The organism is Lysinibacillus mangiferihumi (genome assembly GCF_003049665.1).
Taxonomy (GTDB): Bacteria; Bacillota; Bacilli; order Bacillales_A; family Planococcaceae; genus Lysinibacillus; species Lysinibacillus mangiferihumi.
This window is the reverse complement of sequence record NZ_PYWM01000014.1, coordinates 25,419-40,120: the sequence shown is the minus strand read 5'-3', so window position 1 is coordinate 40,120 and position 14,702 is coordinate 25,419. Positions and strand designations below refer to the sequence as shown.

Genomic DNA, 14,702 nt, shown 5'->3' with positions numbered 1-14,702 from the left:
TTATAGCTCGTTAACTCCTATCATTAAAAAAGCTGAACAGGCAACCCACTATTTAGCCTCTTTAACTCCACTCCCAATTAAAAGGATCCTCTAGCTGTTCCCAAGGCTCCGCAAACTCATTCGTTGTCAAAAGGCATGCATCAAGCTCTTTTGTAATTTCTTCTTGATCTAAGTCTATCCCTATAATGACTAACTGTGTCATACGGTCACCGAATTCTTCATCCCAATCGTCCAATACCTCAGGGCTTTGTAAAAAGACATCCTGTTGCTGTGCTGTAGGTAAAGCTGCTACCCAATAAGAAACAGGCTCAATTTTCGCAGACGAACCTGCTTGTGACAGTAATAATGCCACATCTTGATGCCTCGCACTCCAAATAATACCTTTGGCACGGACAATTGATTCTGGCATGTTATCACACCACTCTACAAAGCGCATTGGATGGAAAGGGATTTTACGCTTATAAGTGAATGAAGCAATGCCATACTCCTCTGTCTCCGGTGTATGATTTTCATGGCCGAGTTCTAATTCTTTTAACCAGCCTGCCGATTCTGAAACTCTCTCAAAGTCGAATCTCCCTGTATTTAAAATTTCACTTGGCTCTATTACCCCATTAATGGTACGAATAAGCTTTGCCTCAGGTTGTAGTGCATGCAAAATACGTTCTAGTCTTTCAAGCTCCTCTTCCGTTACGAGATCACACTTGTTCAGCACTAAAACATCACAAAATTCAATCTGGTCAATTAATAAATCTGCTACATCGCGTTCATCTAATTCACCAACTGCTTCCTTACGCTCCAATAAACTTTCACCTGACTGAAAATCATGCCAAAAACGATTAGCATCAACTACAGTTACCATTGTATCGAGTTTGCAGAACTTCGTTAAATCAATACCAAGCTCCTCGTCTAAATAACTAAAGGTTTGTGCAACCGGTATTGGTTCACTAATACCTGTCGACTCAATTAAAATATAATCAATATTTCCTAGCTTTGCGAGACGCTCTACTTCTTGTAGTAAATCCTCACGTAATGTGCAACAAATACAGCCATTCGAAAGCTCTACGAATTTTTCCTCTGTTCGAGAAATACCGCTACCATTTGCAATCAATTCTGCATCGATATTAATTTCACTCATATCATTAACAATAACAGCTACACGCATGTTTTTTTCATTTTGTAACACATGATTCATTATCGTCGTTTTACCCGAACCTAAATAACCACTTAATACAGTCACTGGAATTTTATTTGTCATTTTACAACCTCCATCAATCTAAATCGTAATGATTACTATTTATAGTTTGTAATTTAATCATAAAAAATATAAAAATGCAATGCATAACTTTTTGTAACGCAAAACATTGACATTAGTATGTAAACAATATATTATCTAAAGCGTAATAATTACGATTTAAAAGGAGTCGATAATATGCGTGTTCAAGTTACTTTAGCCTGCACTGAAACAGGCGATAAAAATTACATTACAACTAAAAACAAACGAAATAATCCTGAAAGACTGGAATTAAAGAAATATTCACCCCGTTTGAAGCGTGTTACATTACACCGAGAAACAAAATAATAACAGCGCTTAATTTTGCGTAACATTTATAGAAAAAAATAACTTAAGGCTGTGCCATGATGTTCGTACGCAGGCACACGATAAGCCGCAACTCGCTTGTTCACGTTAGTTGCGGCTTCCATTTGAGCATTTTGAGTAGCACTTTTATGTCCTCCATAATCAACTACTAGTGAGCCCCTATATTTTTTGATTTTACATAAGAGGATTCATCCATCCTGATTCCACATATAAACCGCTTAAATGATGCCAGCACCTATTTTACATCGATTGATTGGCATTGATTTCTATAACGAGCTGGTTTAATTGTTGCTCTAAGTCATCCAGTATACGTACTTTCTTTTCTAGCTGCTCTTCAAAATCAATCGATTGAGCTATTATTTTTTCAATCTTAGCGTTTAACTCGGATAGGGCTTTTTCATTCGATACGGCTTCCGTACTTGCTTTTTTATTTTTTATTTCCATTAACTCTATGGACAATCTATGGATTTCATCGTTTCTCTCTGCTAGTTCTTTAACTAAATAGTCATGGACATTATTTGTGTCATCTCGCTGTAAAGTATCCATTATCGAATTCACTTTTGCATTGAGTTCTTTCGTAAACGTACTTATCTGTATTTCGAGATTCTCTATAGCACGCTTATCATCTGCTGCTATATCCTGATGGGCCTGATTACTTGTATACTGTAACTGTTTATTTTCTGTACGTAAGCGCTCTATTTCTTTTAATAGTAGGTCTATCGAGGCAATATGTTTTTGTCGTTGAATCTCTCTTTTTTGTCTATCTTCTTCATAGGCCTTTGACTCCCTTTCAAACGTTCTCTTTAACTTCATACGATCCATTGAAAGTTCTTTATTTTGTCTTGTCAGTCGGACATTTTCTCGCTCTAGTCTTAGTACGAGTGAATAATAATCGCTATCTCTAAGTCGATTTATTTCATTTTTATATTTCGCAAGCTCTGCTCTTAAAAAAATAATCATTTGCTGTAGCTGTATAGGATCGTTATTTTTAACGCTTTGATTATCCACGTTAGTACCTCCTATCACGATAGCTTTTTCAAAAGATCCATTACTTCCTCAAACTGCACTTTCATTTCCTCAATCATTTCATCTAGCTGCTTTACAATACTCAATTCAAATTGCCCATTGCCATTCTCTACTGGTACTCTCTTGTCTCCGGATAGCAAGGAGGCAAGCAATAGTTGCAACGTGCTTTTTTCTAGAAATGCAAAACTATTATCTTCCTCCTGTTTAAAGTCTGAGACATTTATCAGCCGATCCTTCATATATTGACGTACGATTTGCTCAAGCCCTACCTCTAATTTTTGTTCCTCTAATTCACTCATCTTGCCCCTCCTTTGCACTGCTCATTCCATTAAGATTAATAGGATTTATTACTAAGACACCGTCTTGTAGCTCATCACAATATGTAAATCCCGTTATTGTACCTGCATAGGATAAATGATGGGACCATTTAATTTGGAAATTAGTAAATGAAATCGTCTCATTTGGCTCAATTGTTTGTTTCCCTATTGGTTTAAGCCAAAATTCTGTTTTGTTAGAAGTATCATGTATTCGTTCCCAGCTACCGGAAACTTTTAAATTTTGATTAAAATGCTCATAAACATACCTTCCTGAAAATGAAAAAGGAGAATCATCAGGCAGCTTTATACAAATATACGGATTTGTTAGTGGTTGATTACCGATATTGCGAATATGATAAGAGCCAAGACATAGGCTTTCTTGATCAGCATCATATGAAATATTAAGTGACGTTGTAAAATAACTAACGCTACTTACTTCCTTTTTCTGGTCGAGCTCTTTTACCAGTCTTTTCATTTCATCGACATATAATGTTGTTTGTTCTTTCAGCTTCCTTATTTTTTCTTGCACAGACTCATGATGAATACTCATAATTCGGGCCCCCTTGCCTATATAATAAGTAACCAAAATAAAAAAGAGAGGATAATCCTCTCTTTATGTTATGACAACTTCTTATGTGTTAGCACCATTACCCCATTGTTGGGAAAATAACGGAACATTGTTTTGGACGAACCGCAGTTGGGCATGAGAATGGTAAATCTGCTCTTGGTTCGCAGTAGTTTGCTAAGAACTCTACAGTAACTGGGAACGTAGATTGAATACTTTGACATACTGCTACTGTAATTGTTAACGCAGAAAATGTAATTGTTCCAGTACCAGCAGTAAGCGTACCTGTTGTGCACACGAAGCAATCTAAATCTGTATAAAGAATTTCAACATCTGTTCCTTTAGGTGCACATAATGTAACTTGTTCACAACGTGATACCGGAATCTCACTGCTTGTAAACACAGTACCATTTGGTAAAGTAACTACAATTGTAAGAATGAAGTTCTTTTGAATATTTAAGTGTTGCAGACAAACTGTTGATCCATCAATAGAGAATTGGCGATTCTCACGATTAAGAATCACGATTGGGTTTGTCGCAGCCGGAGTTACTCTACACGTAACAGTTGCACCTGTTAAAACTGTCGTTGGTGTTATACCAGGGAAAGTAATGGCACCTGTTGGCGAAATATCAAATGACATTTCCTTTACAATCCAGTCATATACCTTATCGACATTTATACAAATTAGTTCGCGCGCCTGGGATGGCATATTATCTTGCATCCTTTTGACACCTCCATAAGTTTTTTATCTTTCGTTTGTAGCATATGTTTTTTAGCGTTAAGTGCATGGGCTAACAAATAATTTACAGGATATTTATTCAAGAGATGCTGTTGTCCGTGTAGTGAATAGAACACGTTGCTTTCTTCTCGGCTGATTACATGGTTTTGTAACAGAAAGTAAAGTTTTTTAATAAAATACTAATGGACTGAAAGGGGTGAAATGCAATGGAAGATTCGAAGTTGTACTCCACTCAAGACATTGAAAAATTGAAAGAAAAAATTGATTCCTATAGAGAGACGTTAACTACTTTAAAAGCGGGTACTTCAATTGAAGATTATCTATTTGTGAAGAATGAGTTTGAGGAGCTGAAAACGCAAATCGCTCATATAGAGGGCTTAACTGAAACAATTGATGATAAACAAAGCTTACAAATTAAAGAATACGAGGAACAAGTAAAGCAGCTTTCGATTCAAATACAATCCCTTAATCAAACAATAGAAGAAATGAATCAGGAAATTTTAGCCGTATTAAATAAAATAATAACGGTTGATAACAATGGAGCATCACCGCCAACAGATACTCATTTTACGAATGTTGATGAAAACTCGTTAAAAAATATTGCCAACCCTTCAAAAAAGCTTTTAGAAGAAATAGCTCAAACAGCTGTACAACCATCATTACGTACGACCGAACCAACTTATCAATTTCTTCAAAGTTTGGCTGGCAAAGCAACAAATATAAACACCGGCATGCATCTTCCACCTAATCCTAATTCCGATAAAAAACATGAAGAACGTCATTTTAACCAACATTATTTTCAATCAATTAATACCCATCCAAGTCATATTTACAACGGTTTATACCGAAACACTACAGCAGAATCGACTTTTCACTTTAAAAATGCAGCAGATACACAGGGAGTCCCTGTAAGCATCTTGGAAACGAATAGTTTAACAGCGCCAATAGCTAATGACTTGGTGCTAACAGAATCTTCTTCATTAGTTCAGGCAACGTTAGATACTCCAAATGTGCCTCCTGCTACGGAAGCTGAAACATTCGACAACAATGATTTAGTTATAGAAGAAGAACATACGCCGCTTATAGCAACGAATGAAGAAGCTAGCAACCAACTAGAAATCATTGAAAAGGTAATGGTAGAAGAAGTACTAGAAGAAGCAATAGAAGTAGAGCAGAAAAAAGAAAAAAACTCTTTATTTTTTAATCTATTTCGTAGACGTAATTAGTTTGAACGCCTCGGAGGAAAAACCATTCAATACCATAAAATAGCCATTACAATTCCTATATGAAACGGTCCAATAAGTATTCACCATACATATTGGACTTTTTCATGTCCCCACATTTCCCTCATTTACATTGATGTTTGCGTATTTTTAGCTGTGACATTTAACAAATAGACGATAGACTATCATGTTACGCTCTAAAACCTTTCTTTAGTTTTTAATGAAGATAAAAATAGCTTTATGTATGTAGTTAATAGCCCTTTTACTCTATTCCTCTATGAATAGAATAATGAAGAAAGGAGGTGTAAATATGTTCTTAAATGATCCTATGTCTAATAGCGGATGTGGTTGCTCATCTAGAGGTAGTATGGAATGTCATGCATTAGGTCCATTTTTAGCGGTTGATGCTGCATGTATCACACCATCACAACCAGCTACTGGCGGTTCCATTATTCCATTCTCTTCTGGGATTACATCTGTTGAGTTAACTTCTTTAGCTACTGGGCTAATCGCTACACCAGCTCTTATCGGTTTCGGTTCTGCAGTTCCTGGTGTAACGCTTGTAGGTAACACGCTTAACTTATCAGGCGTTGTAACAGAAGCATTTACAGTACCACGTGCTGGTAGTATTACAGGTTTATCTGCATCATTCTCTGCTACAGTTGCCCTTGCTCTAGTAGGCTCTACTACAGTTACTGCGACAATCTATCGTGCACCTGCTGGAAGTACGACTTATACTGCTACAGCTGCTACAGTTAACTTAGCTCCAGCATTTACAGGAGCAATATCATTGGGTGATACAGCGTTTGGTTCAGGCAGTTTTGCACCGGTAGCAGTTTCTGCTGGTGACAAACTAATAATGGTGTACTCCATCACTACAACTGGTGTAGCTGTTGGGCAAGCATTAACTGGTACTGCAAGTGCAGGTATTACAATTGTATAATTTGATGCATGTTTAGTAGCATGCATTAACAAAAAAAATTAAGAGGCGACTTTCTCTCAAACGTGAGAAAAAGTCGCCTATTTTATCTATTTTGCAAGAGCATTGTGTATATGCGCAAGATGATGCTTTCCATGCCATGCATACAGAGCGAGTGCTTTTTCAAGCGTCATAAACCCGTTGTCTGGATGGTGAAATGCACTTTGTAATTGTTCCTCGGTTAAACTTGTCAGCAAATAGACCCACCGTTCGTGTAAACTTTCAAGCAACTTGTAGGAAGTCGCAACTGGCATATCTGAATCAGGGAGCATTGCCCAATGTTCTTCATTATAGGGCTTAATCGTCGGTGTATCTTCCGTTAAAGCTAATTTAAAGCGAATAAAACTATTCATATGACTATCCGCTAGATGATGGACTAATTGTGTGACTGTCCAACCGTCCTCTCGGTAGGATTTTGCTAATGATTGTTCACTTGCTCCACTTAATGCTTCTGCTAATTGCCTCGGCAATAAACGGATATCATCAATCCATTTCTGTACATGCTGTGCGGTCACTACTTCTGGAAATCGAAATTGTCCAATTGGATAGCGTAAATCGTTCATTTAGCTCGCCCCCGTTTCTATTTCTAAATTCATTATACTACCAATGTAAAAGTTTCATTTCATTTTATTTTTTATCGGGATTTGCACATTTTGTATCAACGAGTCTCCAAAATTCCACTAACGATAGCAATGGATGTATAATCGCTACACCGAACTCCTCTTCAAATTGTTGTGCGGCCTCAACCATCGAAAGCTGAGCAACAGCAATCCGCAGCCCATCATTCATTATTTCCCAGAAATATTGGATAATTGCATTGTTATACGCTGCCTTATTCCCTTGCATAATGAGGTCAAATGTATTGTCTAGTACCTTCACCTGCACATTGATGGCCTTCTTATGGCGCTTCGCATATTGGTAAAGTCTCTCCATCGTTCCATCTACCGTTGCAGGGTTTGTAAAAAGAATAAATTGGGGCTGTGTCTCTTCACATATCATTTGAAAAAAAGGTTCATCCATTTTTATAATCGGTATAGATAATAACAATTGCTCTTCTTTTAACAATGCAATGTAATTTGTACATGTAATCAAAATGACATCGATATTACAGCTTGCTATCCACTCCAATTGTTCTTTTACCTTTAAGGACAAATGATCAGTACCCTTTGTCACATGCTGAATGAGTCCCGGGTCAACAAAGTGCACTAGCTCTATCTCTTGAAAACCATTAAATGCTTGCTCTATGTAGTCTATATTTGAATGATGTGCATGCAAACAGCCTATTCTTTTTTTCAAATATATGCCCCCTACAGTGTCTTCTCCATTGTTACAACAGGAAGCGAAATACCATTAAGATTTTCTGCCATCGTTTCTTTCGTAATAACATATCCCAATGCACGATATAATGCAATATTACGTGGTACACTCATACGGACTTTACATTCGCTTACACTTTTGCCTTGAGCACGTGCATAATTTTCAACTTCAGCTATTAACATCTTGGCCAATCCTTGACCTTGCTTTTCCGGAACTACAGATAATCGGAAGAAATATATCCCCTCATCATTCAATGTAAATCGAACCATCGCGACAGGTTCATTTTCCATATAACTAATAAAAGCTTGCTCGCCATTTTGTAGTGCCCGTTCAATTGAGCTCACTGTTTCGCTTAATGCGCTAGACGGCGATGTTGCATGTTCATATTCTTTAAAAGCTTGCATCATGACCTTATGCACTATGTGTGCATGTTGACTATCTGCTAAAACAACGCCCACTTTAATCACACCTTTTTTGATTTTAAATACATATTATTGTATTTTTATCCAAAAGTAAACCGCATTACCTAAGATAATGCGGTTACAAAATTAATTTTTATGCACAAAACGTATAGCTCTACTCATAACAGTAGGGACCACAGATGCATGGTTTTCGCTTAATGCCTCATAAAAGACTATGTCCATTACTTTCTCTAACTGATCCGCCATTTGTCGCGCATCTTCTACCATAAACGTTTCCAGTTCTCCTACGCCAATAAATATGGTTTCCTTCACATGTTGATGCGCTTCCATAAAAGCCTTTACTCTAGCAAACAACTCATGTTCATTCCACCAGGTTGAGGGGCTAATAGCGATATAATGTTGGAAACTACCTCTATTATTTAATAATTGCCATAGTGCGAAATAACCTGCTAACGAATGACCAAATAATGTTTGTTGCTGTTCATTTACATGAAATTGTGCAGAAAGTCGCGGCTTTAATTCCTCCTGTAAAAAGCGACTAAAGTTTTCTGCCCCACCATGCTGATGATAACCTTTGCCTTTAAATCTGGCAGGATAACTATACGTTTTTGCAGGTGCTGTAAAGTCGTAGAAACGGCGTTCATGCATATCAGCACGATGGCCAATACCGACAACAATGGCAGGTAATACCCCTGTTTTGAGCGCATTACGACTTTGTAGGCGTACGGCTTCCTTCACGTACTGGAAATATGACGAACCGTCTAATACATAGATTATAGGAAAGCCTTCTTTAGGTACTTGCCCTTGAGGTACATAAACATTTATCGAATACGTATAATCTGTAAACATCGACTTCATTTCATAGCAAAAAAAATCAGATACACTGTCTACTTGTCCAACAGTCATTTGTCTGCCTCCTTTAACACATCATAGCCATAGCATACAGGGGTGTTTGTTGCTGGATCTTCCATAATTCTCGCAGAAATATTAAACACTTTGCGCATCACATCCGCGCATAAAATTTCCTGTGGAGTACCTGTTTCCACTACAACACCTTGACGCATAGCGATTAAATGGTCTGAATAGCGCGCTGCATGGTTAATATCATGTAAAACCATCACAATCGTACAGCCATGTTGTTCATTTAAATTTTTTACGATATCAAGCACTTCTAGCTGATGTGCCATATCCAAATAAGTCGTGGGCTCGTCTAGCAACAAAATACTTGTTTCTTGCGCCAATGCCATTGCTAACCAGACACGCTGTCGTTGCCCTCCTGAAAGTTGTGCTAATTCCCGACTGCGATACTCCAGCGTATTTGTAACTGTTAAGGCCCACTCAATCATTTTTTCATCCTTCTTCGTTAAACGATTGACATTATGACGATGTGGATAACGACCGTATGCAATCAGCTCCTCTACCTTTAACTGTCCTGGAGCAATTGGTGTTTGGGATAAGATCGCTAACTTTTTTGCAATTTCTTTGGTCGATAAATTTTGCATATTTTGTTCCTGCAAATAAACGATTCCCTGTTGCTTCTTTAAAATGCGTCCAATTGTTTTCAATAAGGTTGATTTGCCACAACCATTCGGTCCTATTATCGTTGTCACTTTGCCCTCTTCTATCGTTAAATTCAACCCTTCAAATACACGAACATGCTCATAACCTGAAGATAAATTTTCCATTCTAAATGCAGTTTGCACACGATTTCCCCCTAAGCTTTTGACTTTACTAACAAATACAAAAAGTAAGGTATACCAATAATGGATACAACAATACCTACAGCCAACTCTGAAGGTGCAAACACCGTTTTACCAATAAAGTCTGCTAGCACTAGTAAACAAGCCCCTATAAGAGCACTTACCGGCATAACATAACGATGTTGAATACCGACAAGCTGTTTCGCAATATGTGGCGCCATTAAGCCAATAAAGCCAATACTCCCAGAAACGGATACACAGGCACTCACTAAGCCGACACTCGCCAATAATAACTTCATTTTTTCCTTTTCCAGTGCTATGCCTAAGCTCGTAATACTGTCTTCTTCCAATTGAAAATAATCGAGTAAATACGATTTTCGATAAACATAAAAACCTAGTAATAGGAGCCATGGCAACATCGACACGACAAAAATCCAATTGGCATTGTAGATAGAACCAGCCATCCAAACGGCAGCCGACTCATAATCTTGTGCATTCATTTTTAATGATAGAAACAGCGATAACGCGCCAAAACCACTATTAATAGCAATCCCTGTTAAAATCAATCGTTGCATATCTAAATGACCATTTTTCATCGCAAAGGAGAAAATTAAAGCCGCGGCCATCGTACCACCAACAAAACCGAAAATCGGCATCATTAAAATGGATAACCAGCTACTGATATCCGCTGTGACCACACGGAACTGAAAGAAAAACATAAAAATAACAACCGCTGCACCCGCGCCAGCATTAATGCCTAAAATACCAGGGTCTGCTAAGCCATTGCGTGTAATACCCTGTAACACGACACCCGCCATTCCTAGCCCTACACCAACAAGCGCCGCGATGACTATTCGTGGTAGACGAAATTCGAAAATAACAAGATCAAATTTCGGATTGGGTTCGATACGTAAGAGTGTTTTTAGTACATCCATTACGGACATATCAAAAACACCATTTGTCAAATGGAGATAGCTTGCCCCTAAAATTAATAAAAGAAGTATAGTAATGACCGTAATGACTACACGGGAAGCTCTACTATGCACGCTTTTCACCTCCGTGCTTACGAACTAAATATAAGAAGAATGGAACACCGACCAGTGCAGTTAATACACCAATGGGCGTTTCGAATGGATAATTAACGAAACGACTGAGCACATCGCAAAGCGCTAAGAAGAATGCACCTATTAGTGCTGCACATGGGATAATAAAACGGTAATCCACGCCAACAAGAAAACGTGTAATGTGTGGAATAACAAGCCCTACGAAAGCGATTTTCCCTACAAGGGCAACCGCAGTTCCTGTTAAACATACGACGGCAAGCATACTGACCATTCTTACTGCTTTTGTTTTTTGTCCGAGACCTATAGCAATATCATCACCTAAGGCGGTGATTGTAATGGCCCTTGCCGAAAATAACGCCAGCATTAGACCAATTAAGCCAAAAGGAATGGATAGTAAGAGCATACTATTGTCGACCATATGTACCTTTGTGTTATACCAAGCGCTAACCGTTTGTGATACTTGGAAATACATTGCAATGGCTGTCGCTATACTACTTAAAAATGTCCCTATAACCGTCCCTATAATGGCTAATCGAACAGGTGATAGCCCATCTCGAATAAGGGAACCGAAGCCAAAAACGATGCCAGCACCTAATGCTGAGCCGAGCATTGATAGCAATATCATTTGATAGTTTGGGAGTCCAGGAAAGAATACAATGGCTAATGTAATGACAAAGGCTGAACCATCATTAACGCCCATTAAGGATGGCGATGCTAAATAGTTTCGAGTAATACCTTGCATAACTGCACCCGCTACTGCTAAAAATGCACCTACTAGCAATACGGCGCAAATTCTAGGCATACGGCTAGTCCTTATAATTTGGTGGTCAATATTTGCAGGATCAAATACTGTTATGGCTTGCCACACTGTTAAGGCACTAATATCCTTTGTCCCGTACATAATAGACATTAAAGCCACAATCACAATGAGGAAAGGTGAAGCTACCAATATAGAAAATGATACTATGTTTGTTTTTTTCAACTGCGACACCTTTTTCTATTTATTCGTTATCTTATGAAAAGGCTGGTAATAGCCCGGTGATTCCACCAATTCTACTACCAGCCTATTTCATCTATTTAAGTAATTTCTCCGTGGCAACATCTAGGAATTTCACTTTAGACCAAGCAGTACCACCTTGAGCTAGAGGCTCAATGGCATTAACAAAAATTTGTTCATTTTTAGTTGCCTTTAGGCTTGCAAAGATTGGTTTTTTTTGCAGATCTTCTAATGCTTTCGGAGCATCTGTATTTTCAGATTCCTCAAATTGCAGGAAAATTGCATCCGGGTTGATGTCCGCTAACGTTTCAAGTGAAAGTTCCGCTTGTGCCTTCGTCGTTGTTACGATTTCAGGAACTGGTGCCCCTAAGTCTTCATAAAGCACAGGATTTAAGTACACACCCGCAGGATAGATATACATAACGCCACCACGTAAACGAACAATTAACACCTGTTTGTCTGCTAGTTGCTCTTTTGATTTCATTTGAGCATCGGCAACCTTCGTTTCATAGTCTGCAATGATTTTTTTAGCATCCTCTTCTTTCCCAGTAAGCTGTGCGAGCAATGTTAAATTTTCCTTCCAATTTGTTGAAATATGCGAGTAAGGAATCATTGTTTGAATTTTATTGAGCTTTTCAGCCGTTTCTTCAGGGAACTTGGATGTCCCAATAATAACGTCAGGATCCAGTGCTAAAATGGCCTCTGCATTTGGCTCCATTTTATTGCCTACAAGTTGGGCTCCTGCTAATTCCTTTGTAAGATAGGATGGAATTTTGCCACCAATATCGAGTACACCCACTGGTTTAATACCGAGCATTGCAGCATCTTCCATAGACTCTAAACTTGCCGCTACAATGTTTTCCACCTTTGCTGGTAGTTCATACGTTTCGCCCAAATATGTAATGTTCTGTGTTGTTGCTTGTTCTGTTTGTGTTTCTGTAGCACTTGTAGCGGCTTCATTTTTTACTGCTGTAGACTCTGCCGCTTTATCGGTATTACAAGCAGCAAGGGACAGTGCTAAAAGTGCAGGCGCACACATTTTGATATATTTATTCACATTAAATCTCTCCTCATCATGGTCATCTATCAACGATAATGATAATCATTTTCATTAATAAGTCAATAGCAATCCACCAATTAATTGATAGTCATTATCATTTACGTGTTCTATCCTACCAAAGAGAAAAATAGTTGTGAATGGACAATTTCGTTTTCTATATGGACTTTTGCCGAAAATATTTATCAAAAAGCCTACAATAAAAGAGAAAAAGTGTTAGATTGACTGCAATCAATCTAACACTTTTGTTGTGCGCTGGTTTACTGGCGATTCAAGGGCTCTTATTGGCGATTCCCCTTGGTTTAATGGCGATTCACGTGCTTTTATTGGCGATTTCTCTTGATTTAATGGCGATTCACGTGCTTTTATTGGCGATTTTCCCCGTCTGCTTTATACATATTTGGCTTCTTCCATCATTAATTTTCGAAATGCTGTTGGAGACATGCCTGTGTTTTTTTTAAATACCCGACTAAAATAAAAGCTATCAACATAGCCTACACATTCAGCAATTTCTGCCACCGTAAAATTGCAATATCTTAGCAAGTCTTTTGCCCGCCGTATGCGATATTCTGTTAAATAGCTACTTGGATTCATGCCCGTATGTTGTTCAAAAAGATAAGCTAATCTTCGACGCTCGACACCGAATGCTTGCGCAATATTGGATACCGATAGTGGTCTCGCATAGTACTCGTGTATGTATTGAACGACTTGTTCCATCATTTCATTTGCCGAGTCAAGAATCTTCATCTTTGCTGAAATTAAGATAGCTTCTACTAAATTCATAAATATTGCCTTGGATTTCAAAATCGCCATACTACCTGGCATGGCATAGCTTTCTTTTAACTGTTGTACAAGATTAATAATGTTTGAATAATCTCCAGTATGGATGGCGAAATGCTGATTGGCTAATGAGAAAGGCGCCGTGTCTTTTGGTGGTATATAATGGACCACTGTGTACTCCCATATCTTATCGCCAGTCGCTTGAATTTCAATGGGCATTTGTGGCCCTGCATGGACAACCATTCCAGGCACCATCGCATACGGTGTCCCATTAAAACTAAAAGACGCACTTCCTGCCAATGGGAAAACTAAACCACATTTCCCAGGCGCAGTAGTACGTCCTGTATCCTTTCGTCCTGGCTCCATCGTATTGGTAAAAATATCAACAAAATTGACAGTTGCTTGTGCATAATAATCAATGATTTGATTTATATTTATGTCCATTGCTTTTCACCTAGCACACTTTGTACTTGTAAAAAATGATGCTGATCATGTTCTACTAAACCTGTAAAATAGCTGTAAAGTGTAAGTTCCGAACACCCGATTTTAAAACTTTGTTGCCACTGTTGATCCGGTAAATCGTGAAGCGTTTGTAACAATAAACGCCGGCACTTCAACAATGTCTGCACTATTTGCTCTTTGCTTTGTAAGCGGCTACTACTTGCAGCTTGAGCATTCATCTGTTCTACGTTTGGTCCCTTTGGTAGCTGATTTTTTGAAAATAAAAAGGGCAAACGTTCGTTTAATACAAATTGATCCCAAGGAATTAGATGTCCAATAACCTCTGCTACTGTCCACTTCCCTTGCTGGATTGGCATGCGCCACTGTTGCTCCGTAACATCTAACAGGTGCTCTAACCACAATATAGATTTTTCATAATGCATAAGTATTTGCTTTTTTTCTTGTTGCAATCTCTTTT

General features: G+C 38.2%; 18 protein-coding genes. 3 read left to right on the top strand and 15 right to left on the bottom strand.

Annotated features, from left to right (window positions below; all coding sequences use genetic code 11):
- Positions 1–61: 61 nt before the first annotated feature.
- Positions 62–1,255, bottom strand: coding sequence for a GTP-binding protein (locus C9J37_RS14115; protein ID WP_107895851.1), 1,194 nt, complete (start codon positions 1,253–1,255; stop codon positions 62–64).
- Positions 1,256–1,429: 174 nt separating this feature from the next.
- On the opposite strand from C9J37_RS14115, the gene rpmG reads away from it, so the two are divergent.
- Entirely contained in the window at positions 1,430–1,579 is a 150-nt protein-coding gene (gene rpmG, locus C9J37_RS14110) for a 50S ribosomal protein L33 (RefSeq protein WP_004231780.1), read from the top strand.
- Between the two features lie 258 nt (positions 1,580–1,837).
- Here rpmG and C9J37_RS14105 read toward each other — a convergent pair whose 3' ends face one another.
- The 4 genes from C9J37_RS14105 to C9J37_RS14090 form a co-directional block, all read right to left on the bottom strand.
- Positions 1,838–2,605 carry a hypothetical protein gene (locus tag C9J37_RS14105; protein WP_107895850.1) on the bottom strand — a complete coding sequence of 256 codons (768 nt, stop codon included), beginning with the start codon at positions 2,603–2,605 and terminating at the stop codon, positions 1,838–1,840.
- 14 nt (positions 2,606–2,619) lie between these two features.
- Positions 2,620–2,922, bottom strand: coding sequence for a hypothetical protein (locus C9J37_RS14100; protein WP_107895849.1), 303 nt, complete (start codon positions 2,920–2,922; stop codon positions 2,620–2,622).
- Positions 2,915–3,490 (bottom strand): hypothetical protein, encoded by a 576-nt coding sequence (locus C9J37_RS14095; protein ID WP_107895848.1) that lies wholly within the window; start codon positions 3,488–3,490, stop codon positions 2,915–2,917. The genes C9J37_RS14100 and C9J37_RS14095 overlap by 8 nt, the downstream gene beginning before the upstream one ends.
- A 97-nt stretch (positions 3,491–3,587) precedes the next feature.
- Positions 3,588–4,226, bottom strand: coding sequence for a BMQ_0737 family morphogenetic spore coat protein (locus tag C9J37_RS14090; protein WP_025220765.1), 639 nt, complete (start codon positions 4,224–4,226; stop codon positions 3,588–3,590).
- Positions 4,227–4,450: 224 nt separating this feature from the next.
- On the opposite strand from C9J37_RS14090, the gene C9J37_RS14085 reads away from it, so the two are divergent.
- The gene (locus C9J37_RS14085) at positions 4,451–5,470 is read left to right on the top strand and encodes a hypothetical protein (protein WP_107895847.1); all 1,020 of its coding nucleotides are present in this window, start codon (positions 4,451–4,453) and stop codon (positions 5,468–5,470) included.
- Between the two features lie 307 nt (positions 5,471–5,777).
- Complete coding sequence (locus C9J37_RS14080) at positions 5,778–6,410, top strand: exosporium glycoprotein BclB-related protein (RefSeq protein WP_107895846.1); 633 nt, start codon at positions 5,778–5,780, stop codon at positions 6,408–6,410.
- Between the two features lie 86 nt (positions 6,411–6,496).
- Here the strand turns inward: C9J37_RS14080 and C9J37_RS14075 are convergent, their stop codons facing one another.
- The 10 genes from C9J37_RS14075 to C9J37_RS14030 all read right to left on the bottom strand — a co-directional run bounded on the left by C9J37_RS14075 (position 6,497) and on the right by C9J37_RS14030 (position 14,694).
- Positions 6,497–7,009, bottom strand: a complete 513-nt coding sequence (locus C9J37_RS14075; protein ID WP_107895845.1) for a YfiT family bacillithiol transferase — start codon at positions 7,007–7,009, stop codon at positions 6,497–6,499.
- A gap of 64 nt (positions 7,010–7,073) precedes the next feature.
- Positions 7,074–7,748 carry a hypothetical protein gene (locus tag C9J37_RS14070; protein ID WP_137067825.1) on the bottom strand — a complete coding sequence of 225 codons (675 nt, stop codon included), beginning with the start codon at positions 7,746–7,748 and terminating at the stop codon, positions 7,074–7,076.
- A 5-nt stretch (positions 7,749–7,753) separates the two neighbouring features.
- Positions 7,754–8,221 (bottom strand): GNAT family N-acetyltransferase, encoded by a 468-nt coding sequence (locus tag C9J37_RS14065; protein WP_235617118.1) that lies wholly within the window; start codon positions 8,219–8,221, stop codon positions 7,754–7,756.
- Between the two features lie 90 nt (positions 8,222–8,311).
- Entirely contained in the window at positions 8,312–9,091 is a 780-nt protein-coding gene (locus C9J37_RS14060) for an alpha/beta hydrolase (RefSeq protein WP_107895843.1), read from the bottom strand.
- The gene (locus C9J37_RS14055) at positions 9,088–9,870 is read right to left on the bottom strand and encodes an ABC transporter ATP-binding protein (RefSeq protein WP_137067826.1); all 783 of its coding nucleotides are present in this window, start codon (positions 9,868–9,870) and stop codon (positions 9,088–9,090) included. The genes C9J37_RS14060 and C9J37_RS14055 overlap by 4 nt, the downstream gene beginning before the upstream one ends.
- A gap of 29 nt (positions 9,871–9,899) precedes the next feature.
- Complete coding sequence (locus C9J37_RS14050; protein ID WP_025220771.1) at positions 9,900–10,931, bottom strand: FecCD family ABC transporter permease; 1,032 nt, start codon at positions 10,929–10,931, stop codon at positions 9,900–9,902.
- Entirely contained in the window at positions 10,924–11,931 is a 1,008-nt protein-coding gene (locus tag C9J37_RS14045; protein WP_107895841.1) for a FecCD family ABC transporter permease, read from the bottom strand. Before C9J37_RS14045 ends, C9J37_RS14050 begins: the two co-directional genes overlap by 8 nt.
- A gap of 91 nt (positions 11,932–12,022) precedes the next feature.
- Positions 12,023–13,003 (bottom strand): ABC transporter substrate-binding protein, encoded by a 981-nt coding sequence (locus tag C9J37_RS14040; protein WP_107895840.1) that lies wholly within the window; start codon positions 13,001–13,003, stop codon positions 12,023–12,025.
- A gap of 390 nt (positions 13,004–13,393) precedes the next feature.
- The gene (locus C9J37_RS14035; RefSeq protein WP_235617117.1) at positions 13,394–14,227 is read right to left on the bottom strand and encodes a helix-turn-helix transcriptional regulator; all 834 of its coding nucleotides are present in this window, start codon (positions 14,225–14,227) and stop codon (positions 13,394–13,396) included.
- A complete protein-coding gene (locus C9J37_RS14030; RefSeq protein WP_107895839.1) occupies positions 14,218–14,694 on the bottom strand; it encodes a DinB family protein in 477 nt (158 codons plus the stop codon). Before C9J37_RS14030 ends, C9J37_RS14035 begins: the two co-directional genes overlap by 10 nt.
- Between the last annotated feature and the right edge of the window lie 8 nt (positions 14,695–14,702).

What these genes read in the sequence shown, in the direction of transcription:
- C9J37_RS14115 (WP_107895851.1), bottom strand. Translation starts at nt 1,255, where the DNA reads ATGACAAATAAAATTCCAGTGACTGTATTAAGTGGTTATTTAGGTTCG.
- rpmG (WP_004231780.1), top strand. Translation starts at nt 1,430, where the DNA reads ATGCGTGTTCAAGTTACTTTAGCCTGCACTGAAACAGGCGATAAAAAT.
- C9J37_RS14100 (WP_107895849.1), bottom strand. Translation starts at nt 2,922, where the DNA reads ATGAGTGAATTAGAGGAACAAAAATTAGAGGTAGGGCTTGAGCAAATC.
- C9J37_RS14095 (WP_107895848.1), bottom strand. Translation starts at nt 3,490, where the DNA reads ATGAGTATTCATCATGAGTCTGTGCAAGAAAAAATAAGGAAGCTGAAA.
- C9J37_RS14090 (WP_025220765.1), bottom strand. Translation starts at nt 4,226, where the DNA reads ATGCAAGATAATATGCCATCCCAGGCGCGCGAACTAATTTGTATAAAT.
- C9J37_RS14085 (WP_107895847.1), top strand. Translation starts at nt 4,451, where the DNA reads ATGGAAGATTCGAAGTTGTACTCCACTCAAGACATTGAAAAATTGAAA.
- C9J37_RS14080 (WP_107895846.1), top strand. Translation starts at nt 5,778, where the DNA reads ATGTTCTTAAATGATCCTATGTCTAATAGCGGATGTGGTTGCTCATCT.
- C9J37_RS14075 (WP_107895845.1), bottom strand. Translation starts at nt 7,009, where the DNA reads ATGAACGATTTACGCTATCCAATTGGACAATTTCGATTTCCAGAAGTA.
- C9J37_RS14060 (WP_107895843.1), bottom strand. Translation starts at nt 9,091, where the DNA reads ATGACTGTTGGACAAGTAGACAGTGTATCTGATTTTTTTTGCTATGAA.
- C9J37_RS14055 (WP_137067826.1), bottom strand. Translation starts at nt 9,870, where the DNA reads ATGGAAAATTTATCTTCAGGTTATGAGCATGTTCGTGTATTTGAAGGG.
- C9J37_RS14035 (WP_235617117.1), bottom strand. Translation starts at nt 14,227, where the DNA reads ATGGACATAAATATAAATCAAATCATTGATTATTATGCACAAGCAACT.